Genomic DNA, 24,615 nt, shown 5'->3' with positions numbered 1-24,615 from the left:
GATTCTTGCCGAATCGTGGCGAATCCTGTGTGCCGCATAGAATCTGGCAGAAGGTGTGATTATCGTTGAGCAGGCAGTTGAAGTGGGTCGTTAGTCTGATTACATGTTTCTTATTACTAGCAGTTAATCCTGGTTTATCAAGCGCTACAGGGGGGCAAGAAGAAACTTCGATCAGCATTTATTACGGCGTGAAGGCGGGGGATACGTTATACGGGATTTCGAAGAGGCATTATTTGACCGGCGATTTCGAGCGGGTGGCGAGATTGAACGGCTTGGATCCGAAAGCGAAGCTGCAGGCGGGGGTTCGGCTGAAGCTGAGCAACCCGCTTGTCCTAGACCATTACACGGTTAAGCAGGGCGATACGCTGTTCGCGATTGCAAGCAAATATTTTAGCCGGAGCAATTACATAAGCATTATGATGCAATACAATAAGATGTCGTCCACGCAGGATTTGAAGGCGGGCATGACGCTTCGCATTCCGCTCCCGGCAGGGGAAAGCAGGCATCAGGTGCAGGCGGGCGAGACGTTGTTCAGCATCTCGTCCAAATACTACAAGCTGGCGGACTATCAAGGGGCGATCGCGAGGTCCAACGGAATAGAGAGCGCCGCCGGAGCGATCAAAGCCGGGCAAGCACTGCAAATCCCGAATCCGTTCTTTACGAGCGAGATCGTGCCGGCTGGCAACGCTTCAAGCGGTTCATCCGGCGGCGTGCGGTCCATCGAGATCGACATCGCGAAGAATAAGCTGTACGTCAAGTCCGGCGGCAAGATCGAGAAAAGCTTCGACATCGCAAGCGGCAAGCAAAAGGGTCAGACGCCGACCGGAACGTTCGAGATTATGACGAAGCTCAATAATCCTTGGTACTCGTCCAAAGGCATTCCCGGAGGCGATCCGAAAAATCCGCTCGGCAGCCGCTGGCTGGGGCTTAGCGTGGCGAATACGCAAGGAACGAAATACGGCATCCACGGCACGAACGCGCCCGAGTCGATCGGGACGAACGCAAGCGCCGGATGCATCCGGATGCTGAACGCGGACGTCGAGTGGCTGTTCAGCAAAATCCCGACGGGCACCAAAGTCGTTATCCACGCTTGAGGAAGCGAGCAGGCTGGCGCGCGGCTGGCAAAGCCGAGCGGCAAGCATGCCGCTGCAAACCGAGAGGGCATTGCGAAGAGGGGCGTTGATGCCCCTCTTTTTTCTGCGCGCTACGCCAGAGCCGCAACCTTCCTCGCCATGATCGTAGCCATCGCGTGTTGATGCGGAATGCCCGACGAGTTGCAGTCGAACACGATCTCCGAGCTATCGCGGATGAACCAGTCGCGGTAATGGGCGAGCAGCTCGCCGGAATGCCACTTGTACGCGTACGGTTCTTTCTCCGGCGGCGGAGCGATGAACGGCTTGTTCACGAAGACGTTAAAGACGTGCATGCCGTCCGCGTTTGTGAACCGTTTGTAATTGTCGAAAATTTCGGCGCGGAAATCCGGCTTGACATAATGAAGGACGCCGCTCGAATAAAGGATGTCATAGTGAGCGTCCAATCGATAATCCAGGATGTCCGCCTTAAACACGTTCACGTGAACGCCGGCTTGCGCCGCGAGCCGCTTCGTTTTGTCGATCCCCGCGTCCGTCACGTCGAACGCCGATACGTCATAACCGTTCCGGGCGAAAAACACCGCGTCCTTCCCCTCGCCGCAGCCGATATCGAGAAGCTTCAACCGACGCATGGGCGGCATCGCCTTCAGTACCTCGTAACAAGCCGCATTCGGCTCCGTGCCCCAATAATAGTCTCCGGTTTTGTATTCTTCCTCGTAAATCGTAATCGCTTTGTCCTGCGACGCGTAACCCAGCAGCTTGTCGATGCTGACCTGCAGCGTTCGCGACAGCTCGGGCAGCAGCGACAAATCCGGCATGGACTGCGCGGTTTCCCACTTGGACACCGCCTGGAACGACAGGCCGAGCTTGCGCGCCAGCTCCTCTTGGGTGAGTCCCCTCTCTTTGCGGTAGATGCTAATATTTCGCGCCAGTGTCTCCTTCATCTTCGTCACTCCTCTTCTAGCCCCTATTGTAGGGGAGTTGCCCGACCCGAACAATAACCCGCGAATTGAGCTTTGCGGAAACTCAACCGACGGTTGAGCGCAGCCGCTGGCAACAACAAGCCGCCCAGAGATTGAGGGTAGAGCATAGTCGTCCTAAAGTGATATGATAGAGCTGGGTGATGCAGACGATGTCCAAAGAGACGACTGAGCCGGAAATTACCGCTTCCGGCGCGAACAATCAAACGACCGATAACAGCAATGAAAAAATGGTGGACTTGCTCAAAGCCGTTTATCACAATTGCATGACGGCATTAAAGATGTTTTTTGACGATGTATCTGGGCAAGTGCTCAATCAAGAAAGATACGGACCGATTTTTGTGTTTCAAGTGAAAGATGCCTCGTCTTCCAACGTGTACGCATGCGGATTTTTCCTGAAAGAGCTGGTCGCGAGATTCCAATCGGGCAAGGATCCGGCGCAATGGTTGTCTTCGTTTTACTTCGAGCTGATGAAAACCGAAGGCGGCAAGCCGCTTCCGAATCCGCCCGCGGGCGAGGAGGAGACGAAAGCGCTTATCGACAAAACACTTGTGCCGCATTGCATCGAGGCCGTGCGAGGCGAGTTCGCTCCCGAGCAGGTTCATGCAGGCCTCGGTTTTGTTCCGGAGAACGGTCCCGTATTCGAAGCGGGCTTCCCCGCGATCCGGGACGGCAACAACGTATGCGCGGTTCCGCTTCATATTTTGATCACGCATCATCTCTTGAACCGGGATCCGGCTGACATTCTCATCGAAGGCATGTACAACATTCGCGAGCAGCACGGCTTGGACTAGGACAAGATCGTCCCCTTGGATGGCCACGCTAGGGCGTTCCTCCTGTAGGATCAAACAAGACTCCATTGCGGAGTCTTGTTTGGCTTGAAGGGATTTCGCATAACTCGGCTAACGGACTGATCAAATCATATTCCTATTTCCAACATTTTCTTCGTTACTTCCTCGACCCTGTCATCCATATCCGTCCCGTCATACTTTGGAAGCTTCAGCTCGCTTGCGATTTTTCCATCGCGCATAAACATTATGCGCTCCGTCCGCGCCGCAACCTTCGCGTCGTGAGTGACAAGCATAACCGCAGTACCGTCCTCGTTGATTTCCGAAAATATATTCATAATCTCCAGCGCAGATTTTGAGTTGAGCGCACCCGTCGGCTCGTCGCCGAAAATGATTTTCGGGTTGTTCATAAGCGCGCGGCATATTCCCGCACGCTGAAGCTGACCTCCGGAAACCTGAGTAATGTCGCGCTTTTCGAGCTCTGCAATGCCTACCCTTTTCATAAGGGTTCTTGCCTTCTCAGCTATTTTTGCGGCGTTTTTTCTGTTATCGCGCATGGACGGGAGAATGATGTTGTCGAGGATATTCAGATTTTTCAGCATGGTCGGCTGCTGAAAAACAAATCCCATCGCAGTTCTGCGTAGATCCGAAAGCTCATTCTCAGAGGCCGCTGATATATCCTTGCCGTCAAAAACGACCTCTCCGCCATTAACGCTATCCGTTCCGCTCAGCGCATACATCAGCGTCGATTTTCCCGAGCCCGAAGGTCCCATAACCGCAACGAACTCGCCCTCGCCAATTTCAACGGACACTCCATCGATAACATTGCGCTGTTCATCGCCCTCGCCGAAAGATTTTACGATTCTGTCACCGATAATGATCTTCTTCATATGCCTACTCCTTTATATGTTCGGTTATTTTGATTTGTCCCGCGCCCAATGTGCCGATAGCTGTTGCGATTAGAACCGCGCAGATCATCATCAGTGGACTGAGCAGATAGGCCGAAAGCGGATTGACCGCGAATTGAAACGTCGACGCTCCGAACGAGGAGATCACCGCGCCCGCAAGCTTCTCTCCGAGCGTGTTCGCCAGAAGCGTGCCTACGACAATTCCGACAATCAGAACGAATACCGAACGCGAAACAAATTGCGACTTAATATCCGAGTTTGCAAAACCGAAAGCTTTCATTACGGCAATGGAATATCTGTCCTTGGCAACAAGCATTTTCATGAACAAAAGCGTAACCAGTACCGTAATAACCAGCGCAACGGCAACTGCGGCGTAGGAAGCCATTTCGACGGAACTTATTGTCGAACCTAGGGTCTGTGCAGTATATTCACCAATGTCTGAAGTCTTTGCAAAATCAAACCTGTCCGAATATTCAGAAACTTTTTCGCTGATAAGAGATTTATCCGAAAGCTCCACACTGATAATGTTCCAAATCATGTCCGCTGAATGGTCGGTGAATACAGCCTTTGCCGTTTTGCCGCCGTTGGTAACATCTGAATAGATTCCAACTACAGTGAGATCTTTCTCCTGCCCCTCAATCACCAGCGTAATGACATCGCCGACCTTCCTGCTCATCTCACTAGCGTTTACAGCCGAAAGGGCAATTTCGTTTTCATCGGCAGGTGCTCTGCCCTCGGAATAGGCTATAGGGAAAGCAGAATGGTCACCGAGCTCAACTTTCATATTTTCCTCTGTCCCGGCTTCGGTTTTTGTTTTGAACGTTTTGGTTGTTAGGACAGCATATTTTGAAATGTCACTGTCGCTATCTATCGTCTTTAAAATATCAACGGCTTCAGAGTTATTGCCAGTCTGTACGCGTAAATCGTAGTTTCCAATCCCCATATAATTGATGAAGCTTTTTGAGGAAATCGTGTTGTATAAGTTCTGCGGAACAATAATGATAAATGCCGAAATAATCAGCACCACAAGCATTGTGGCGTAAAGTTTTTTCCTCGCGAGAACATCTTTGATACCGAGAAAAACATTCGTGCTGAACAGCTTGTTTCCGTTCAGGGTAAAACGTTTTGCCCCAGCCTTTTTTTCCTGTGAAGTACCGAAGCGTATGGCTTCCGCGGCGGATATTTTCCGAAAGCGTTTCAGCACTCCGTTGACATAAGCAACAATGGCAAGGAATACAAACAGTATGCCGATGATTCCGAACAGCAAAGCAGAAGAGGAGTTTTCGCTTTCACCCATATAAAGCCGTATATTTTCAAGAAGCATGCCTTTGAGCATAAACGAAAGTGCAAACCCGAGAATAGAGCCTGCCGCCGCAATCGCTGCGTATTTTGCAAGATACATCTTCTTTATGTCGGAAATACGCAGCCCGATTGCCTTCATTACGCCAATTTCGCGGTAATCTTCTTCGATTTTCGCAAGGAGCGTAAACCGTATGCACATAAATGCGATGGTCACGACAAGCGCGCTTACAAGCAGGATAACCGCAATCATCATCCCGTCTGAAATGGCGTTCATCGTTTTGAAAAGCGTATAGGTAACCGACGGTCCGTTCGCTTCAAGTCCGGCGGAGGCATAAGCGGTTTCAAATGCGCCGATCGCCGACATATCCTTTAATCTGAACGCTATCAAATACTCCGCACTTCCAAGGTCTTTCATCTCCTCGTAGTCATTGCCGCTTACAAGAAACCGCTTTGAGGCGGAGAGCGAGGAATTCATTGTCGAGTCTCGAAGAAATCCCGCAACGGTAAATTCCTTTCCGCTTATGAGGGCTTTGTCACCGACCTTGGCAGTGTTGTCCTTCATATAGCTTATCGGAACATAAAGCTCGCCGTCGGATACGTTGATGACGTTTCCGTCAAGATCAAGAAGATAATCGAATTTTTCGTTTTGTACGCTTAAGCCGTTGTCCTGAACGCTGTTCGCTAGCGTTTTATCGCCAAAAACAAATTGCTCGCCGCCGATGTTGAGAAACTGGGCCACCTGGTAATCAGCCACATCTTGATTTTTCTCTGCAAATGCCGCGAGACGCTCAGTGTCCAATTGACCCGAATGCATCTGCATAAAATGCGGCGTTTTCGCTTGCGTCATCAGCGTATCCAGCGCGCCGGCAAGATTGACGACAAGGATCGCTGCCAATGAAACAAGCATAGCCGCGGCTGCGACAAAGATCATGGTTGTCAGCGTAATTACTTTGCTCTTTAAAATATCACTACGGATTATTCTGTTATACATACGTCACCTCTGTCTTCAAGCTTTATTGCAGCATTTCTGAACTATTCATTGCTTCCTTCATTTCCGCTGCCAAACATCTGCATTACGTTCATAAGACTTCCGCTTTCGGCGCCAAGCAGCCTTTCTGCATTGAAAACAAACGCCTGTATGCGTGCAACGCGCTCCTCGTTCGTCATTGGGACCATATCATCATCAAAAACGGTATTCGCATAGATCACAACCATTTCCATGCATTCATGCGGGTACGGCGTATTGAACAGTCCCTGCTGAATGCCCTCGCGAATGATTTCCGCCAGAATCGGCGTAACGCCGCCTATGATAACTTTTTGTATTTTCTGATGCAAAAGCGCATTCTGGGGCTTATGTATATGCTCCATAATTTCCTGGCTGCTTCCGCCGCTCAGGTTCAGCGCCATAACAACGCTGATGATGCGCTCGACTACGGGAACGTTTTTGTCTGCGGCAATTTCCTGCGCCGCGCCTAAGAGACGGACATTATACCGTTCAATCAGAGCGTCCATAATATCCTCCTTCGACTTGAAGTGATAATACAGCGTTCCCCGCGCAATTCCGACCTTTTCGAGAATATCGTTTGTACTCGTGCCGTCAAAGCCCTTCTGACCGAAAAGCTCATCCGCTGCGTCAAGTATTTCGTTCCTCCGTTCCTCCGCTTTTTTTACAACTCTCATTTTTACAACTCCTTAATATAGACCGACTGTCTGTCGGTAAAACAATAACATACTATTGGGGGGAGTCAATATCATTTACTAAATTTCAACAAATAACATCTAAATAATGAATATAGAACATCTAAAAATGATTGATAGGAACAAGCGGTTTCCTTCTTTATAGTTGACATTAATGAAAGCGTTATCATTCTATGCTGAAAGAAGGGAAGCGGATGAAACGAACGATGATGGTTTCGATCATTGTCCTATTGATCAGCGCGATAATATGTGTGTTGACTATCGTTGCAATTAAACGGATGAGCGGCGATACGGGGAACGGTTACGGGAATTCCGTTGCTTTCGTGAACGGCATTCCGGTTGCGGCCGAAGAGCTGGAGCTGTACGGATTGGAGGAGCTCGTAAAAGTGAAAGCCGCTCAGCAGGAAGCGATTCAATACGGCTTGCTGAAGGACGGCTCTTACCATGCTTTCTTGAAAGAATGGAGAGAGGAGAATGAAAGAAGAGCGCGTGCATTAGAAAACAAGGAGCCTATATACGGACCCAAACAATATACGGAGAAAATGTATTACGATTACCGGCAATCCATCTTGCTGAATGCGATCCAATCGATCTGGACCGAGCGGCGCGGAAGTGCGACGGAAGAGGAGATCTATGCCTATTACATGGACAATCGCGATCGGCTTGCAAGGAAACACGACTTCATGACGCTACTGAAAATTGTAGAACCAATCGAGGCGTCTTTGCCGAATAGCGGCAGCGATCGGCGACGCGAGGCTGAGCAAAAGATTGAGGATATTAAGCTTCAATTGGATAACGGAACGGCATTTATGGATCTGTACGATAAGCGCCGATTGACTGAAGGATTAACCGGAACGGAAACGATCCGGGAGGACAACTACAGGAACATCTCCAAATATCGCAGCGGCTATTACGAGCTTGTCGCGAATCTCCGGCAAGGCGAGAATAGCGCTATCATCGAGTCTGTCGATTCTTACGAAATTGTCTTATGCGTTCTTCGAACGCCCGAGGGCTACCTTCCCTTCGACGACGTTAGAGAGGAGGTGATTCGACAATATCGAGACAAGGGGTTCGAGGCTTATATGGACAAGCTCGCTTCAAAAGCGGAGATCAACTTGACGCCGCTGTATGAAACACTGACGGCTGAAAAGTGATCAGCAAAACGAATGGAGGAGAATGGAAATGAAAACGATGGTTATGCGAAGTATTTATTTGACGGTTCTGGCGCTGGCGTTCAGCGCGATTTGCTTTGCCGTATCTGCCGCGGCGGCGACCTACTACGTCGATGCGACGAACGGCAGCGATGCGAATGCCGGAACAGGAACGGGAACGGCATGGAAAACCTTGAACAAGGTGAACGGCACAACCTTTCAGCCAGGCGACCGAATTTTGTTCAAGCGCGGAGAATCCTGGACGGGAAGGCTTTGGCCGAAGGGAAGCGGCACGAACGGCTCGCCGATCGCTATTGATACGTACGGCAGCGGCAGCGCCCCCCTAATTAATGGCAACGGCCAGGAATCGGCCGTGTATCTTTACAACCAACAATATTGGGAAATTAAAAATCTCGAAATCAAAAATGAAAACGGCAGCAGCTCCAGACGAATGGGTATTTATGTCGTGAATGAAGACGGCGGTACGCTCCGCCACATTTATTTGATCGGCAACAACGTTCACGATGTATATGGGAATAACGTAAAGGACGGGAACGGCAGTTCAGGCATCAAAGTCCGCACAATTGCAGGCAGCGTGCAATCGAAATTCGACGATGTTCGGATCGACGGCAACACGGTCGGGCCGCGCGTCGATCGGACGGGCATCGATATCAATTCCGATTATTGGTGCAGAACGGACAGTGGCTGCCAAGGCGCCTACAATTGGTATCCGAGCACCAATGTCGTCATCGAGAACAACTATGTGAGCGACGTTGGAGGGGACGGGATCGTTCCGATGGCTACGCAAGGCGCGATCGTGCAATACAATACGGTCAATGGATTCAATATGCGGTCGGGCACCGTCAACGCCGGCATATGGACATGGAACGCCGACGACACCGTCATTCAGTTCAATGAAGCGTTTAATGGCAACTCGACCGCGGATGGCCAAGGCTTCGATATCGACTACGGCCAGTCGCGAACGATTGTTCAATACAATTACAGCCATGACAACGACGGCGGATTTATTCTGATCTGCCAGCCGGGCGGCGCAAAAAACGACGGAGGGATCGTTCGGTACAATATAAGTCAAAACGATGGAGCGCGATTGTTCCAGCTTGCCGGTCCGACGACGAATACGTCCGTCTACAACAACACGCTGTATTTGCCGCCGGGAAGCTCAACTTCGCCGATCTATGCAGGCTCATGGGACGGTTATACGCAATCAATCGCCTTCCGCAACAATATCTGGTATCTTGCCGGTGCCGGAGCATGGGAAGGCCTATCCGGCATTCACAGCTTTCAGTTCGATTCCAACACGATCTACGGCGTTCATACGGCGGGAGAACCTGCGGACTCGAATAAGTCGACCGCCAACCCAATGCTGGCGGGTCCCGGAAGCGGGACGAGCCGCAGCTCCGTGGACGGTTACAAGCTGCTCGCGAATTCGCCGGCGCTCGGCACCGGTACGCCGATCTCGAATAACGGAGGACGAGATTATTGGGGCAACGCAGTAGCCGCGTCCGGCTCGCCGAATCGCGGAGCCTATAACGGTCCGGGCGTGCAAGGAACCGCGAACGAACCGGTTCATAACGCGGGCTTCGAGTCCGGCACGTTAAGTCCGTGGACGAATTGGAATACGGCCAGCGTCGTCAATCACAATGCTCGAAGCGGCAGTTATGCGCTGCGCTTGGCCGGAGGTCCCGGATCGGCCGAGCTTGTCTTGGAAGTGCAGCCGAATACGACGTATACGCTGACCGGATTCGCCAAGACAAGCGACAGCTCGCAGCCGGTACGAATCGGCGTAAAAAATTATGGCGGAGCGGAGATGTATGCTTCGATATCCAGCACCACTTATACAGAAGGTTCGGTTACGTTTACAACGGGATCTTCGAATACCGGCGCAACGATATATGTATATAAGCCGTCTGGCTCTGCCGACGCTTTCGGCGATGATTTGTCGTTGACATCCAGCTTGCCGGGCAACGGCGGCTTCGAGTTAGGCTCGCTGAGCCCATGGACGAACTGGAATACGGCGAGCGTCGTCAATCATAATGCCAGAAGCGGCAGCTACGCTTTGCGATTAGCCGGTGGTCCGGGCTCCGCCGAGCAGGTCGTTCAGCTACTACCGAATACGACCTATACGTTGTCCGGATTCGCAAAGACCGCCAGTGGCGCGCAGCCGGTACGAATCGGCGTAAAAAATTACGGCGGTGCGGAGATGTACGCTTCGATATCCAGTACCTCTTATACGGAAGGTTCGGTTACGTTCACGACGGGAGCCTCGAGTACAAGCGCAACGATATACGTCTATAAGCCTTCGGGTACCGCAGACGCATTTGCCGACGACATAACCATCACGCATTAAATGTACATCGATCCCCGGTCCTGGCGACCGGGGATTTGTATTTTCATAACTAAGCACAGAATCTAAAAAATGAATATAGAGAACTAAATGTGGTTTATACGAACGGGGGGCAATCACCTTTACAATGATAAATGTAAGCGTTGACAAAATACAGCACAAAGAATGCAGGAGGTAACGTATGCATGAAAGAGGAAAGGAGCGGCCGCGGCTCACGGCTATCGAAACGATTCCTGTGAAGAGCAAAGCGGCTAAGCTAGCATGGGAAGCCAGATATCTTTATCTTCTGCTATTGCCGCTCATCGCCTATTATGTTGTCTTTCACTATTATCCGTTGTACGGAATTATGATTGCGTTCAAGGAGTACAGCTTTTCCAAAGGCATATTGGGCAGCTCCTGGGTAGGATTCGAGCATTTCGAAATGATGTTTCATTTGCCGCAGTTTTTTGATGTATTGCGCAATACGCTGATCATCGCGGTCGGCCGTATCGTCATCGAGTTTCCGTTTCCGATCCTGTTCGCCTTGTTATTAAATGAAGTGCGCAAGGCGGTCGCCAAACGATTTTACCAAACGATCTTTACCTTTCCGCACTTTCTGTCCTGGGTCGTCGTTTCGGGCATCTTGATCCATTTCTTGAACGATGCCGGAGTGATGAATCAGCTGCTGCAAGTATTCGGATTGCCCAAACAGAGCTTGTTAATGGACGGTAACGGATTTGTGGGGCTGTTGTTCGGCTCGAGCATATGGAAAGAGATGGGTTGGGGAACGATTATTTATTTGGCCACTATATCCGGCATTGATCCTGCGCTGTACGAAGCGGCCAGCATTGACGGAGCGAACCGCTATCAGCGAATGAAAGCGATCACTTGGCCATCCATACGCGGAACCGCGGCGATCCTGTTTATATTGGCCGTAGGAAATATGATGAGCGGCGCCGGATTTGACCAAATATTCAATATGTACCATCCCGGCGTATACGAAAATGCCGACATTCTGGACACGTATATTTACCGAACAACCTTCTACGAAGGGGCGAGCTTCAGCTTCTCGACCGCCGTAGGCGTCTTCAAATCGATTATCAATTGCGTGCTTCTGATCGTCGCCAATTCGGTAGTGAAGCGGATGGGCAATGGGGGGTTGATCTAATGGTAGAAAAAAAGAATTGGGCCGACTACGCGATACACGCCATTCTGATCGCGGTAAGCATCTTGATGCTGCTGCCTATGTACAATGTTGTGCTCATTTCATTTTCGGATCCCGGAGCAATCGCCAAACAAGCCGTTTATTTGTTCCCGACTTCCCTTGATTTCAGTTCCTACCGATTTATTTTTTCCGGGGACACGATTTTAAGCGCGCTCGGCGTTTCCTTTATCGTAACCTTCTTCGGCACCATTCTTAATATCGCCGTTACGATATTCGGAGGGTACGCTTTGACCAAAAAGCATTTGCCCGGCAGAAAAATAGTTCTAATCGGCATATTGATTACGATGTTGTTCCATGGAGGACTTATCCCCGTTTATTTGACCGTAAAAGGTTTGGGGTTGATCAACAGCGTGTTGTCGATGATTCTCCCGCTTGCCGTCAATACGTTCTATTTAATTATTATGATGACGTATTTCAGAACCGTGCCGGAGGCGCTGGAAGAGTCGGCGAGAATGGACGGAGCCAACGACATTCAAATCTTGATGCGGATCGTTTTGCCGATCTCGATGCCGACGATTGCCGCCATCACTTTATTTTACGCGGTGGATCGGTGGAACGAATGGTGGAGCGCGCTCTTGTACATTACCGATACGTCCAAATATCCCATGCAGCTGTATTTGCGGGAGATGCTCGTAGATGTCAATAAAATGCTGAACAATTCTTATGCGGCCTCCTTGGCGTCGGAGACCCGGGATATGTACCCGGAAGGTCTCAAGATGGCCGCGGTTGTCGTAACGATGCTTCCGGTCATGTGCATCTATCCGCTCCTGCAAAGGTTTTTCTCCGCAGGCGTCATGATCGGATCGCTGAAAGAGTGATTGCGGCTTATCAGCCATAATCTATAATTATACGTATACACAAGGAGGTCATGGAAGATGTTCAAGAAATCTAGCAGATCGATGATCGCGCTTATCCTCATGCTGTCGACTTTACTCGCGGCTTGCAGCGGCGGGGGCAATTCCAACGAAGGTTCAGGCGGAGACCCTAAAGAGACAGACGGTGCGCAAACGGAAGCTCCTTCGTCCGAGGCGCAGAATGATTCGAAAAAGCTGGAAATCAGCATCGGCATGTGGGATGCGGATAAGGCGTTCGTTAATCGCGAGCAGGACGAAATGCTGAAAAAAATCGAAACGGACTACAATGTGAAGCTGACTCCCAAAAACGTAAGCTGGACCGATTATCAGGAGAAATTCAGATTATGGGGAGCGGCGGACGAGCTGCCGGATATTATCGCCACGGATATGTACAATACGGCCACGTACAATCAATGGATCGACCAAGGGATTATTCGTGCGCTGCCGGATGATCTGAGCGCATACCCGAATGTACAAAAGGTGATGGAGCAACCCGATATCCAGCCGCTTAAGGTGGACGGCAAATTTTATATGATTCCGAGACTTACATTTGATTCAACGGAAGACTGGGTCATGGAACGAGGCCTCATGGTTCGCAAGGATTGGATGGAGGAGCTTGGCATTCAGACGCCAAAGACGTTTGAAGAATATAAGCAAATGTTCAAAAAATTCGCGGAAGCGGATCCCGACGGCAATAACAAAAACGATACGGTAGGCGTTACGCTGCGGACTCCTACGTTTCTCGACGCGGCTCTTATCGGCACGATTCCGCAATATAGCAACGAAGGCTGGCTGTACGAGGATGGCAGCTGGATGCCGCATGTCGCATCCAAAAACATGATCGAAGGATTGAAGCAGCTCCGCGATCTGTACGACAGCGGGGCGCTGGACAAGGACTTCCCGCTGCTCAAAAACGACGACGGCTCGGAGAAATTTGCCCAGAACAAAGCCGGTGCTTTCTTCAGCCAAATCTCGATCAGCAAACTTAAAAATATGAAAGACTTGTGGAGCAAATACGAGCATGACGTCGCATTCGAAGATGCGATCGAGATTCTTCCGATCTGGCCTCACAGCGACGGCAACACCTATCGTTTCGTGCAAACCTCGTTCTGGTCGGAAAGCTACTTCAGCGCCAAAGTGGATGACGAGAAGATGGATCGCATATTGAAGCTGTATGATTTCCTGCTCTCGCCGGAAGGAGACAAACTTTCCAGATACGGCTTTGAAGGCAAAGATTACAAGATGGATGGCGACAAAGTTGTCGCAACCCGTCCGATAGATGACAAAACCGGTTTGATGAAAAATGTGAAAGACATTTATCCTTCGCAGCAAATTATAGCAATGCTTGCAAAATGGCGTGAAGACACGTATTTGGATGACAGTGTGAAACGGACACAGTTCGGAGACAAACTGGTGGACTTAACCGATGCCGCCTATGCCAAATTGATGGCGGAAGCTAAGCCCATACCGACCGCGTTTGATATCAAGCTGATGTCCACGCCAGCCAAAGATAAAGTGATGGGCATCAAGTTTATAGATGATATTATCAAGGTCGTGATCGCAAAAGAGGACCCTGCGAAGATGTGGGCGGAAGTCCTGAAAGGATACGAAACCAAAGGGCTTAAGGATGCGATTAAAGAAGTAAACGAAAAAGCGGCGGAAATGGGCATTCAGCCGTAAATACAAACCCGATCAGCTTCCTCTGCGGTATTCCGCAGGGGAAGCTCTATATTGCCTCCAGAATCTATGAGATAATAGATGAGACAATCTCGAATAATAAAAGCGCTCGAAGGGGGAGGAAGCAACATTGTTCAAGTTCATCGGCAGACAGCCCATCAAGCTGCAGCTATTTGTCGTCATTACTGTGCTGCTGATGCTCATCCTTGCGGCGATGATAACAGCCTACCACTTTACTTCGAAATGGATATATGATCAAAATAGTGGATATTCCCATTTGCTGCTTAACAAGATTCGCCAGCATATTTCGGCTCAGACGATCTCCACCAATCGGCTTATTCAGGGCATTGCGTATAACGATTCGGTCCAACAATATTTGCTGGAGCCCGAAGGCATGTCTTCCCGCAAATACGATCTATTCACCCAGACGAATAGGATCGTCGTTCGTTATGCATCGCTGCGCGAAGGCATAGCCGAACTTACGATTCGCGGCATGAATGGAAGCGATTACAACTTAATGTATGATTTGAAAAAACGCGAGGCCGTGCTGGAAACCATTAGCGAGATGGAGGCAATGGGAATAAACGGATCGGCTCCGTACTATAGAGGGCTTCTTTCGATCGGCAACGGAAGCGTCACGGAAACAGATCGGTATTTCATTGTCGGGCTCACCATCAATAACGCGATGCCTACTTCGGTCGTGGGCAGAAGGCTGGGATATCTCGTCGTGTTTATGGAGCCGTCTTCGTTTGTGTCCAACATGGGTGAGGTGTACAAAAACGCGTTCGGGCAAATCTATGTCCTGGATCGCAACGGCATCATCATCGCTGCTAACGATGCTGATCAAGTCGGCACGAAATACGCTCTAGACCAGCTGAAAGAAACAAAAGACGGGGGCTACGAATATTACGATTCGGACGGAAAGCGCTACATTGTTCGTCTGACCGATTTGCCGGAAATTCAAGGGAAAATTGTAAACGTCATCTCTGAGAAAGAGATGTTCAAAGGGCTGGACGATATACGGAAAATGTATTTGGCGATTATGGCGGTGGCCATACCGCTGCTTTTTCTGGTCGCGCTTCTCTTTGGCCGGAGCATCATATCTCCAATCCGGGCTTTTGTCGGACATATCAGTTCTTTCAAAATAGGGCAATTGCCAAAATCAAAGTCCAAAATTTCATTGACGGGTTATTCGGAAATTATGATTATGGCCGATAAGTTTAATGAAATGTTCGAATCGATTGACCGATTGACGGAAGAATCGGTGGCTTCGCGGACCCGCATCTACGAGCTGGAATTATCCAATCAAACGGCGGAGCTTTCCTATCTGAAGCATCAAGTTAATCCTCACTTTTTGTACAATACCTTAGCTTCGATGAAAGGTTTGGCCGCGGAGCTCGGCGTTCCGCAATTTGTGGAGATTACCGGCGCGTTAAGCCAAATTTACAAATACAGCATTAAAGGCGCGGAAGCCGTAAAGCTCGGGGAAGAGCTTGAAATTGTCAAATCGTATGTCCAAATTCAGCAGTTCCGTTTCGAAGACCGCTTCGATGTGCATTATGATTTCGACCCTCGGATTTACGATTGCAGAATTATTAAAATGATTCTTCAGCCCGTGGTGGAAAACGCGATCGTTCACGGCCTGGAGATGAAGCTCGAGAAGGGAAATCTATGGATCGGCGGGCGGGAAGCGGGACCGGGACATCTCGAATTATGGGTAAAGGACGACGGGGGAAGCATCGCTCCCGAGAAGCTCTTGCGGATTCAGCAATATCTGGCGAATGAAGGCACCGCGCAGCCCCTCTATTCCGATAATGCCAGCTTAGGATTGATGAACGTGCATAGGCGATTAAGACTGACGTACGGCTCGATGTCCGGCATTACGTTGTCGAGCTCTCCCGCAGCAGGAACGGAAGTTCGTCTAACGATCATAAAGGGGGATGCCAATGAAATATAAAGTCTTATTGGTAGATGACGAGAAATGGGTTTTGAAGCATATGCGAAGCTCCATCGATTGGGAGGTTTACGGATTCGAAATCGTCGGTGAAGCCCGGAACGGAATAGAAGGGTTGGAAGAGATTGCGAGGCTTAAGCCTCATCTCGTCATTACGGATGTGCGCATGCCGGGAATAGACGGCTTGGATCTTATTAGACGCGCGAAGCGCGTGACGAGCCATACGAGCTTCCTTGTAGCTAGCGGTTACGCGGAATTCGAATACGCTCGCCAGGCCGTGAACGAAGGGGCGCTCGGGTATTGCTTGAAGCCGTTCGACCAGCATGAATTGATAGAGATACTGGATAAATTCAAGAAAACCCAGGCTGAGACCGAGAACCGGCTCCATATGGAGCTGCTGCATCTGCTGTCCGACCGGTTCGACAACGAAGCCTATCTGGCCGAAGTGTTGACGCGATTAGGATTGGAGTGGAATTCTAATGTCGGCTTATTGGTCTTGGCCGTCATCGGCCAAGATGAACATATACTGAACGTCCGCATTCCGCATATCCGTCTTCCAATCGGCAAGGAAGAGACGATGTATCTGTTCGGCGCGGAGCATGAGGATGAAATCTATAGTCATATGCAAGAGCGTTTGTCGGGGCCTTCGGGGACGCTCGGTATCGGACTATCCTCTCGCGTGCTCGAGCTTTTTCAGCTGCGCGGCGCCTATCTGGAGGCGGAGGAGGCGGCTTATCAATATTTCATCACCGGGAAAAGAGGGATATGGCGCCCCGTTGCCGGCTCGTCCTGGACGGAAGTGAAGGAACTGCTGCAGAAGATGGGCAGCAAGGTGAACCCCGATATTGTGTATACCGTATGCGAACAGATTAGGCGCTTTGCCGCTCAAGGAACGTTCGGAATTATCGATGCGCTGCGGCTGTACAATCTATACTTCGGGATTTACAACGAAGCTGAAGCGCAGGACGAATTTGTTATTACTTATGAGCAATTGGTTCGGAAATACGGCAATTTGGAGCACATGCTGAAAGAGCTGATGCAGATGGCTTCAATGGATCACGAACTCGTGAAGGAGAAGGGCGAAGTCAAGCATGTAACCTTGCAAAGGATTTTGCAGTTTATGGAAGACCACTTTACCGAAGATTTATCGCTTACGGGCGTTTCCAAACAATTTTTCGTCAATCCGAGTTATCTCAGTCAATTGTTTCGCAAAGAGTTGAACAAAACGTTTATGCAATTTCTGATGGATAAGCGGCTCGCTTATGCGTGCATGCTGCTGAATCAATCCGATCTGACGATTTACGAGGTTTCCGAAAAGTCGGGTTATCCGAACTATTTTTATTTCGCGAAAATATTCAAAAAAACAACGGGCAAAACCCCTACGCAATACCGGAAGGAACCGCTCGGAGAAATGAAATCTATCGGGGATTGTTAAACGATCCCATGGACAGCCATAAAAAAAGCCCCGCATGCAAGGTGGATCTTGCATGCGGGGCTTTCGCTCGTCTCTCGTTATACTTTAAACTTGTCGATCTGCGTCTGGAGACGCTCGGCCATCTCGGACAACGATCTTGCGGAGGCGGATACTTCCGACATGGAAGCGAGCTGCTCCTCGGTCGACGCGGACACTTCCTGCGTGCCGGAGACAGTCGTCTCTGCAGCGCCCGACACGACGCCCATGGCGTGCACGATCTGCTCGGCGCCGGCGGCCATCTGCTGGATGGACGAGGACACCTCGCGGATTTGATTGTTAACGGAGCTGACCGAACCTTGGATATGCGCCAGCGCATCTCCGGCCGTGTTTACCGCGACAATACCGGAGTCGACTTCGCGGGATGCGGCGCCCATCGTCTCCACCGCTTTGCGCGTCTCCTGTTGGATGGCATTCACCAATTCGGAAATTTGCTCGGCGGACTGCGCCGATTGAATTCGGCCAAATTGCGAATTTCGACGGCTACGACAGCAAAGCCGCGTCCTTGCTCGCCCGCTCTGGCGGCTTCGATGCCCGCGTTTAGCGACAGGATATTCGTTTGTTTTGCGATTTCCGAGATGACCTTCAGAATGCCGCCGATCTCGGTCGAACGTTCGTTCAGCGTTTGGATAAGCGCCGCAAGTCCGGTGACCGTCTCGTGGATCGCGCCCATCTGGCGCACGGCGGTTTGCGCCGCATCGCCGCCTTCGGCCGCGCGTTCATACGCTTTCGATGCTGTGGCCGCCACGCTATGGGCATGTCCGGCGATCTGCTGGACGCCCGCGGACATTTCGTTAATGGTGCGCGAGGCTTCGCCGACATGATGGAACTGCCGGCTCACGTCGCTCGATACTTCCTGCATCGTCGCTGCGATCTGCTCCGACGCATTAGAAGCCTGCTCGCTGGTCGCCGACAGCTGCTCAGCCGAAGCGGCTACCTGCTCGGCGTTATGGCCGACGTGATGGATAAGCTCTCTTAAGTTAGCCGACATGGCTTGGAACGAACGGGCAAGATCGCCGATCTCGTCCTTGCCCTTCACGCTTATGTCCTTCGCGGTCAGATCGCCGGCCGCGATCGCTTCGGCCGCAGCGGCGATCTTCACCACCGGCTTTGATATTTTGCGTCCGACGATCCACGATACGGCGACGCCGATCAGCACGGCGGCAATGCCCAGGATGAGAATCAGCGACTTGATCTTATCGACCTCATCTGATGTCGCGTGTTCGCCGTCCACAAGCAGCTTTTGCTGGAACGCCGTGAACGCTTCCGCCTTCTGATCGAATTGGGCAATCAGGTTTTGGCCTTCGGTGGAGACGAGGTCAAGCGCCTTCTTGGTTTCGCCTTTTACCATCAGCTTGATGGAGTTATTGGAGGAGAAATAATATTTGTTCTCCAGATCGATGATTTCGGTCAGCAATACGATCCCCTCGGGATGTTTGACGATCCCTTCGAGCGTCGCGGTCAGTTTCTTGAATTCCGTATGGGCGTTCGTGAAGTTCTGCAGGGAGGCTTCGTCGCGCAGGAGCAAGTAGCCTCGCAGTCCCGCCATCTCCTTCTTCACGCTGACGTTCAGCTGCTGGATCATGATGAGCTTATTTGCTTTGTCGTCGATCAGATCCGTAAACTTGCGGTCGACATTCGAAATTTGGGTATAGCTGATGCCGATCGTGACAACCAGTACGAGCAGAACGGCCATAAATCCCGTGAACAACTTCTTGCTTATCGTAAGTCTCATAGCGGTTACCCCGATCTTATGTAGTTAATTGCATTAATAATATAATATAGGTTAGCTAAGTTTACAATGATGAAACTATGAAGTTATAGGTCTTTCCTATTAATGGTATAGGGCGATAGGAGGGGGCCAAATGACAATCGCCTGCGCATATGCTACCATGGTTGCTATTGAGCCATCATTATATCGAAACAAACAGTTAGGACTGCGGGGTGACCAAGCGACATGCAAAAACAATCGATCGAAAGCATCGAGCTTGAATTAGCCGTCATGGTGCGGCATATTACGTCCATCGCTTCAAGCCGGAGCGATTGGACGCTCGATCGCTCCTCTTACTTGCTGCTGCACCAGATCCACGCGCATGGCTCCGCCGGCGTGAAGGCGCTTGCCGACGAATTCCGGCTCGACATCTCCACGGTGAGCAGGCAGGCGGCGGTGCTGGAGCAGAAGGGTTATGCGAGGAAGATGCCCGATCCTTCCGACGGAAGGGCATTTACGTATCAAATTACGGACCTGGGCAAGGGAGAGCTGCTTGCGAACAAACAAATGCGGCAAGACAGCTTAACGAGACGGCTTGCAGGGTGGTCGGATGAAGAGCGCGAGCAATTCGGAAAGCTGCTGATGAAGTTTAATCAGACGTTCAAATAAGGCATTAAGGACGAAAGAGGGGGTCATGCCCATGATTCAACGCATCGAACATCGAAACATGGCGGATGCGGAAGCCATACTTGCGGTGCAGCTTCCGTCGTATCGCGTCGAGGCGGAGCTTATCGGCTTCGACGGCATTCCCGCTTTGAAGGATACCCCCGAATCGGTTATGGCTTCCGAAGAGGAGTTTGTCGGATTTTACGAGGAAGGGCAGCTGGCGGGCGTCATCTCGTATGCGGCAGAAGCGGATGAAATCGATATTTGCCGCCTTGTCGTTCATCCGGACCGTTTCCGGAGAGGCATCGCGACGAAGCTGCTGGAGCATGTTCTTCGGCATTGCGCCGCGGGGAAACGAGCAGTCGTGAGTACCGGTGCGGCCAACGAACCGGCAATCGCCTTATACAAGCGATACGGGTTCGAGGAGTACGGCCAGTTAGAGGTTGCGCCTGGTTTTTTCATCACGCAATTGGCGCGCGACGCGAAATAATCTTTTATTTTTCGACATGGACAACCTGATCCTCGATTGAGGCGTTATACCCTTCGTAGGACTATTCTCACAATCGAGAGGGATGGTTGTCATGGTTAAGAGAACCCTGAGCAAGTCGATCGTACTAACATTTGCATTCGTCATCGCGATGATGGCCGGCATGCAAGCCGCTTACGCGGCCAAGGAGACGGCAGTCCCGCTAACTGCGGCTCCGCCAAATACGCCGGAGGAAATGGCGGTTTACGAAGGTTACGCGTATTTGTACGCGTCGTCGGCTGAACTGACGGGCAATGGCAACGGTACCGTCAGAATTTCCGTAACGACCACCGCCAAGACGACGGTAGCCGTGGCCGGGGCAACGGTTCAGCTTCAGCGTTACACAGGCACGAGCTGGTCGAATGTCGGCTCGTCCACGACATTAACGGCCGCGAATACGAGTATCTTGACGAGCTACGTCGATAAGACGGTGACGGCGGGTTATTACTACAGGGCGAAAGTGACGCATTACGTCACGCAAGGCGGCACGACGGAATCCGTTGTCGAATATTCGGCGTCGTACTTGACCAGCTAATCTAAGCCGCTGTCCGATCCGTTGCTGCACGCAAGGAAGGGGCTGTCCCGTGACAGCCCCTATTCGTTCCGGCTTCTACTTGTTGAACCGGAGGTTCTCCGCGATCGCGATGATTTCGTCCCCGGTAAGCGCGCCGAGAATCCACACGTGGAGATCGTCCACGAAATATTGCAGACTCGCGCTTCCGTCCGAGGTCAATTGGAGGTAGGCTTCGTATTTGTTTACGGTAATCGTCTCCATCTTGATCTTGGAATTGCCGGATGTGATCTTCATGAGCGTGCCCGGCAGAAACTTTTTGATCGTAATGCGGTACAGCCCGTATTCGCCCGTCTTTCGTTCGTACAGTACGGACATTTGGTCCGCCTTCTCCATATCGTGCATCCGAAACGTATCCACGCTCGTTAATTCGAATGGTTCGGCGACGTACCCGATCTCGGGCTGCCGGAATGAAAGATGCTCGGCCGCTTCTTCCGGCGTGTCGTAGACTTTGTGCTCCATTCCCCCTCCGGGCACATCCTGGCCGTCGCTGCCCGAAGTTCCGCCATCCCCTTCATAACCCGGAGGCGGAGCTGTCTTCGGAATCGTATTCGCGTTCTCCTGCTCGCCGACCGTAATCTCGACGACGCCGTCCTTGATCGTGGCGACGGCTTTGATGATAGGCTGGAAGGCAATCGATACGGCGGGCGTACCGAAGATGTAGGCCCCGAGCAAGAAGGAAGCGGCCAAGTAGGGAGCCAGCTTGAGCAGGCGTTTTACTTTCGCGCGTTTCGCGAGCTTCTTCTCGACTTTAGCCCACGAAGGTTCGGGGTCGGGTATGAATTCGGAGCTGCGGGCCGCGTCTTCGAAGGCATGATCGAACAACTGGTCGAATTCCTCGCGCTTCATCCTAATCTCCCCATCTCTTCGAAAATCTTTTTTTCATGGCTTCCCTGGCTTTGTACAGCTTGTATTTGACTTTATCCTCGGTCGTATCCAGTTCCGCGGCCATCTCCCGATAGCTGAGCTGCTGCTTCCACCTGAGCTCGATGAGGGCGCGGTATTCCGGCTTTAATTCCGTCAAGCAAGCCGCGAGCTCCTCCGCCATAAGCTTGGTTTCGATCTCGCTCTCCAGCGCGGACGTGTCCGTCGCCAGCTCCGGGCTTTCATTTATGTAAACACTGTCCGAATCGATAACGTTGCGATTTTTTTTATGTTTTCGAAAATAATTATAGATTTCGTTTTTCACGACGACCTTCATCCAACCCTTTAGATGCGCCTCGCTCTCGGCTTGCGGGACATTTCGGATGATTTTCAGAAAGGCGTTCTGAATGACATCCTCGGTTGTCGCGTGATCCTGCACCATGTAGATGATAGAGGGATACACATAACGGTAAAATTCCTGATAGATTTCCCTCTGGACGTTCGGGGATAACACTTCAAAGCTTGCCGTGGTTAAGTGGAACATCTTGCTCTGCATCGAACCTGCATACCCCCTTGCAATTGCGTCAGCGACATGTGCGTCTAGTAAGTGCCTTCAGCCATTATAGCGTATAAGCCCTGTTTTGTGACCGTTAGATGGCGAAGGTCTTTAGTCGTTCTCACTAGCGATCGCCGGCTTCATATCTTTCGAGCGGCGCCGGAACTGGTCGGGCGAGCAGTCATTCAGCTTCCGAAACAGCCGGTAGAAGTGGGCCGTGTTCGGGATGCCGACCTCCGCTCCGATGACGATGACGTTCTTGTCGCTTGTCGCGAGCAGCCGCTGCGCGGCCTGGATTCGCTTGCGGCCTACATATTCGGAGAATTTGATCCCCATCGTTTGATGAAACAGCCTGGACGCGTACGAATAACTCATGTTCGCCTGCCGGGCAGCCGTCCCCAGATCGATGTCGCCCCGATAGTTTTGCTCGACGTAGTTCAAGATTGGCCGCAGCATCTCAAGCTCATGGCCATTCCCGAGCGAAATGTCGGAGCATCGGAGGAGAAGCAGCATGATTTGTTTCATGTGCATGCTGACGGCCAGCTCGTAGCCGGGCTCGCGTGCTTTGTTTTCTTCGTGGATGCGAAGCAGAGCGTCGGCGATTCGGCCGTTGAGGTCCGGATCCTCGCGCAGCTTTTGATTGAAGCGGCTTAGCGGCTCGGACATACCCGTGAAGAAATAAATGTAAGGCGCCGCGAAGAAGTCCAGATACAGCTCCAGGTCGAATTGGCAGACGATCTGCCGGAACGTCTTCCTGAACATGGCCGCCGAATGAAGCTCGGACGGGCCGACGATCGCCACGTCTCCGGCGTTTAGCTCGTAGGTTTTGGAGCCGATGCAGAAGTCCTTCTGTCCGCTCAGGATAAGAACCAGCTCGGCTTCGTTGTGGTAATGCCAGTCGTATCTCGGCGCGAACCGGTTCGCGGGCAGGGTGGTGCCGTCGTACCCGAGCTCCCATATTTTCATGCGGAGGAGGGGGCTTTGGTAGTCGACGAGTTCTTCTCTGTAGGCGATGGACATCGGGAACCTCCATGACAAAAAAAGATAGTTTTCCGACAAACGAATCCATCGGAAACGCCAAACGCTGCTGGTATAGTTAATAGTATAGTAACACGTTATACAGCGAGGGAGAAGACACGGGGAGAAGACGACAACAAACGAAGGGGAGAATAATAATGGAGCAAAAAACGAGAGTGTTGGTTTGGAATGAATTCCGTCATGAGAGAGAGAATGAGGAGGTTCGCCGCATCTATCCGGACGGGCTGCACAAGGCGATCGGCGCAAGCTTCGACGAGCGCTTCGAAGTGTCCTACGCGACGCTCGACGAGCCGGAGCACGGGCTGACCGAGGAGAGGCTCGCACAGACGGACGTGCTGATCTGGTGGGGGCATTGCGCGCATGACGATGTAGATGACCGCATTGTGCTGCGAGTGCGAGACCGCGTATGGCAAGGCATGGGGCTAATCGTGCTGCATTCCGGCCATTTCTCGAAAGTGTTCAAGCTGCTCATGGGCACATCCTGCGATCTGAAGTGGCGGGAAGCCGGGGAGAAGGAGCGGGTATGGGTCATCTCGCCGGGCCATCCGATTGCCGAAGGCATCGGCGAATATTTCGAAATTCCGCATGAAGAGATGTACGGGGAGCACTTCGACATTCCCGAGCCTGACCAGCTCGTGTTCGCCAGCTGGTTCGAAGGCGGGGAGCTGTTCCGCAGCGGTTGCTGCTTCAACCGGGGCCAGGGGAAGATTTTCTATTTCCGGCCGGGTCACGAAACGTTCCCGACCTATTACCAAGACGAAGTGAGACGGATTATTGCCAACGCCGCTCTATGGGCAGCGCCGACGAAACGCGAAAAGCCGGCATATGGCAACGCCAAGCCGCTCGAGACCATTCGATCCACCGTTCAAGGAGGGGTTTGATCCGTGGCTAAGCTGAAGCTGGGCATTATCGGCGTTGGCGGCATTCTGAAGCATGCCCACATGAAAGGCTGGCTATCGTCCCCGGACGTCGAGATTAGCGCCGTGTGCGATGTTTCGGTGGAGCGGGCATGATTCGCATCTTGTCGGCCATCTATCAATCAGCCGAGCAGGGCAGAGAGATTCGATTAGACGTGTAGTTTGGCAACCAAGGAGATCATCCGAAGAAACCGAATCGAAGAGAAAAAAATGCCGGAGGGGCGATCCTTCGGTGTTTTTTGCGCCCGAATCCAGACTGCCCGGATTGAAACCGGACCGGCCGAAAAGCTACAATAGAGCGAAGCGCGGCAGCAATCCCTGCA

At 51.5% G+C, this 24,615-nt stretch carries 23 protein-coding genes; 14 read left to right on the top strand and 9 right to left on the bottom strand.

The genetic code is table 11. From position 1 onward, the window contains the following. The first annotated feature begins 65 nt into the window (after positions 1 to 65). Positions 66 to 1,094: a LysM peptidoglycan-binding domain-containing protein gene (locus RB620_RS08955; protein WP_308093611.1), complete on the top strand. Its 1,029-nt coding sequence runs from the start codon at positions 66 to 68 to the stop codon at positions 1,092 to 1,094. 110 nt (positions 1,095 to 1,204) lie between these two features. Here RB620_RS08955 and RB620_RS08950 read toward each other — a convergent pair whose 3' ends face one another. Then, positions 1,205 to 2,035, bottom strand: a complete 831-nt coding sequence (locus RB620_RS08950; protein ID WP_308093609.1) for a helix-turn-helix domain-containing protein — start codon at positions 2,033 to 2,035, stop codon at positions 1,205 to 1,207. Positions 2,036 to 2,223: 188 nt separating this feature from the next. Here RB620_RS08950 and RB620_RS08945 point away from each other — a divergent pair, with 188 nt between their 5' ends. Then, positions 2,224 to 2,865 (top strand): hypothetical protein, encoded by a 642-nt coding sequence (locus RB620_RS08945; protein WP_308093606.1) that lies wholly within the window; start codon positions 2,224 to 2,226, stop codon positions 2,863 to 2,865. Between the two features lie 125 nt (positions 2,866 to 2,990). Here the strand turns inward: RB620_RS08945 and RB620_RS08940 are convergent, their stop codons facing one another. The 3 genes from RB620_RS08940 to RB620_RS08930 are packed head-to-tail and all read right to left on the bottom strand — an operon-like array spanning position 2,991 to position 6,749. Beyond that, positions 2,991 to 3,749: an ABC transporter ATP-binding protein gene (locus RB620_RS08940; protein ID WP_308093604.1), complete on the bottom strand. Its 759-nt coding sequence runs from the start codon at positions 3,747 to 3,749 to the stop codon at positions 2,991 to 2,993. A 4-nt stretch (positions 3,750 to 3,753) separates the two neighbouring features. Then, positions 3,754 to 6,060 carry an ABC transporter permease gene (locus RB620_RS08935; protein ID WP_308093602.1) on the bottom strand — a complete coding sequence of 769 codons (2,307 nt, stop codon included), beginning with the start codon at positions 6,058 to 6,060 and terminating at the stop codon, positions 3,754 to 3,756. A 41-nt stretch (positions 6,061 to 6,101) separates the two neighbouring features. Further along, positions 6,102 to 6,749 (bottom strand): TetR/AcrR family transcriptional regulator, encoded by a 648-nt coding sequence (locus tag RB620_RS08930; RefSeq protein WP_308093601.1) that lies wholly within the window; start codon positions 6,747 to 6,749, stop codon positions 6,102 to 6,104. A gap of 212 nt (positions 6,750 to 6,961) precedes the next feature. Between RB620_RS08930 and RB620_RS08925 the strand changes: the two genes are divergently transcribed. From RB620_RS08925 to RB620_RS08895, 7 genes are all read left to right on the top strand, one after another. Beyond that, on the top strand, positions 6,962 to 7,921 hold the full coding sequence (locus RB620_RS08925; RefSeq protein WP_308093600.1) for a peptidylprolyl isomerase: 960 nt from the start codon (positions 6,962 to 6,964) through the stop codon (positions 7,919 to 7,921). Positions 7,922 to 7,949: 28 nt separating this feature from the next. Then, entirely contained in the window at positions 7,950 to 10,286 is a 2,337-nt protein-coding gene (locus RB620_RS08920) for a carbohydrate binding domain-containing protein (protein WP_308093598.1), read from the top strand. A 178-nt stretch (positions 10,287 to 10,464) separates the two neighbouring features. Beyond that, positions 10,465 to 11,430 (top strand): ABC transporter permease, encoded by a 966-nt coding sequence (locus tag RB620_RS08915; RefSeq protein WP_308093596.1) that lies wholly within the window; start codon positions 10,465 to 10,467, stop codon positions 11,428 to 11,430. Beyond that, entirely contained in the window at positions 11,430 to 12,305 is an 876-nt protein-coding gene (locus RB620_RS08910) for a carbohydrate ABC transporter permease (RefSeq protein WP_308093594.1), read from the top strand. The genes RB620_RS08915 and RB620_RS08910 overlap by 1 nt, the downstream gene beginning before the upstream one ends. A 57-nt stretch (positions 12,306 to 12,362) precedes the next feature. Next, positions 12,363 to 14,021: an extracellular solute-binding protein gene (locus tag RB620_RS08905; protein WP_308093593.1), complete on the top strand. Its 1,659-nt coding sequence runs from the start codon at positions 12,363 to 12,365 to the stop codon at positions 14,019 to 14,021. 127 nt (positions 14,022 to 14,148) lie between these two features. Next, a complete protein-coding gene (locus RB620_RS08900) occupies positions 14,149 to 15,975 on the top strand; it encodes a sensor histidine kinase (RefSeq protein WP_308093591.1) in 1,827 nt (608 codons plus the stop codon). Then, complete coding sequence (locus tag RB620_RS08895) at positions 15,965 to 17,407, top strand: response regulator transcription factor (RefSeq protein ID WP_308093589.1); 1,443 nt, start codon at positions 15,965 to 15,967, stop codon at positions 17,405 to 17,407. The genes RB620_RS08900 and RB620_RS08895 overlap by 11 nt, the downstream gene beginning before the upstream one ends. Before the next feature lie 77 nt (positions 17,408 to 17,484). On the opposite strand, the gene RB620_RS08890 is transcribed toward RB620_RS08895, so the two are convergent. Both RB620_RS08890 and RB620_RS08885 read right to left on the bottom strand, forming a co-directional pair. Next, entirely contained in the window at positions 17,485 to 17,862 is a 378-nt protein-coding gene (locus tag RB620_RS08890) for a methyl-accepting chemotaxis protein (RefSeq protein ID WP_308093587.1), read from the bottom strand. Beyond that, the gene (locus RB620_RS08885; RefSeq protein ID WP_308093585.1) at positions 17,859 to 19,178 is read right to left on the bottom strand and encodes a methyl-accepting chemotaxis protein; all 1,320 of its coding nucleotides are present in this window, start codon (positions 19,176 to 19,178) and stop codon (positions 17,859 to 17,861) included. The genes RB620_RS08890 and RB620_RS08885 overlap by 4 nt, the downstream gene beginning before the upstream one ends. Before the next feature lie 222 nt (positions 19,179 to 19,400). Between RB620_RS08885 and RB620_RS08880 the strand changes: the two genes are divergently transcribed. The 3 genes from RB620_RS08880 (at position 19,401) to RB620_RS08870 (ending at position 20,881) form a co-directional block, all read left to right on the top strand. Further along, on the top strand, positions 19,401 to 19,823 hold the full coding sequence (locus RB620_RS08880; protein ID WP_308093584.1) for a MarR family winged helix-turn-helix transcriptional regulator: 423 nt from the start codon (positions 19,401 to 19,403) through the stop codon (positions 19,821 to 19,823). Positions 19,824 to 19,854: 31 nt separating this feature from the next. After that, on the top strand, positions 19,855 to 20,310 hold the full coding sequence (locus tag RB620_RS08875; protein ID WP_308093582.1) for a GNAT family N-acetyltransferase: 456 nt from the start codon (positions 19,855 to 19,857) through the stop codon (positions 20,308 to 20,310). Positions 20,311 to 20,401: 91 nt separating this feature from the next. Then, positions 20,402 to 20,881, top strand: coding sequence for a hypothetical protein (locus RB620_RS08870; protein ID WP_308093581.1), 480 nt, complete (start codon positions 20,402 to 20,404; stop codon positions 20,879 to 20,881). A gap of 75 nt (positions 20,882 to 20,956) precedes the next feature. Here RB620_RS08870 and RB620_RS08865 read toward each other — a convergent pair whose 3' ends face one another. The 3 genes from RB620_RS08865 to RB620_RS08855 form a co-directional block, all read right to left on the bottom strand. Continuing rightward, positions 20,957 to 21,766, bottom strand: a complete 810-nt coding sequence (locus RB620_RS08865; protein WP_308093580.1) for a DUF4367 domain-containing protein — start codon at positions 21,764 to 21,766, stop codon at positions 20,957 to 20,959. A gap of 1 nt (position 21,767) precedes the next feature. Then, positions 21,768 to 22,337, bottom strand: a complete 570-nt coding sequence (locus tag RB620_RS08860; RefSeq protein WP_308093578.1) for an RNA polymerase sigma factor — start codon at positions 22,335 to 22,337, stop codon at positions 21,768 to 21,770. A 111-nt stretch (positions 22,338 to 22,448) separates the two neighbouring features. Continuing rightward, positions 22,449 to 23,357, bottom strand: a complete 909-nt coding sequence (locus RB620_RS08855; RefSeq protein ID WP_308093576.1) for an AraC family transcriptional regulator — start codon at positions 23,355 to 23,357, stop codon at positions 22,449 to 22,451. A gap of 155 nt (positions 23,358 to 23,512) precedes the next feature. Here RB620_RS08855 and RB620_RS08850 point away from each other — a divergent pair, with 155 nt between their 5' ends. Further along, positions 23,513 to 24,256 carry a ThuA domain-containing protein gene (locus tag RB620_RS08850; RefSeq protein WP_308093574.1) on the top strand — a complete coding sequence of 248 codons (744 nt, stop codon included), beginning with the start codon at positions 23,513 to 23,515 and terminating at the stop codon, positions 24,254 to 24,256. Positions 24,257 to 24,259: 3 nt separating this feature from the next. Beyond that, positions 24,260 to 24,388, top strand: a complete 129-nt coding sequence (locus RB620_RS08845; RefSeq protein ID WP_308093572.1) for a hypothetical protein — start codon at positions 24,260 to 24,262, stop codon at positions 24,386 to 24,388. Positions 24,389 to 24,615: the final 227 nt, after the last annotated feature.

The organism is Paenibacillus sp. LHD-117, from assembly GCF_030929555.1.
Taxonomy (GTDB): domain Bacteria; phylum Bacillota; class Bacilli; order Paenibacillales; family Paenibacillaceae; genus Pristimantibacillus.
This window is presented reverse-complemented; position numbering and strand designations above follow the sequence as displayed.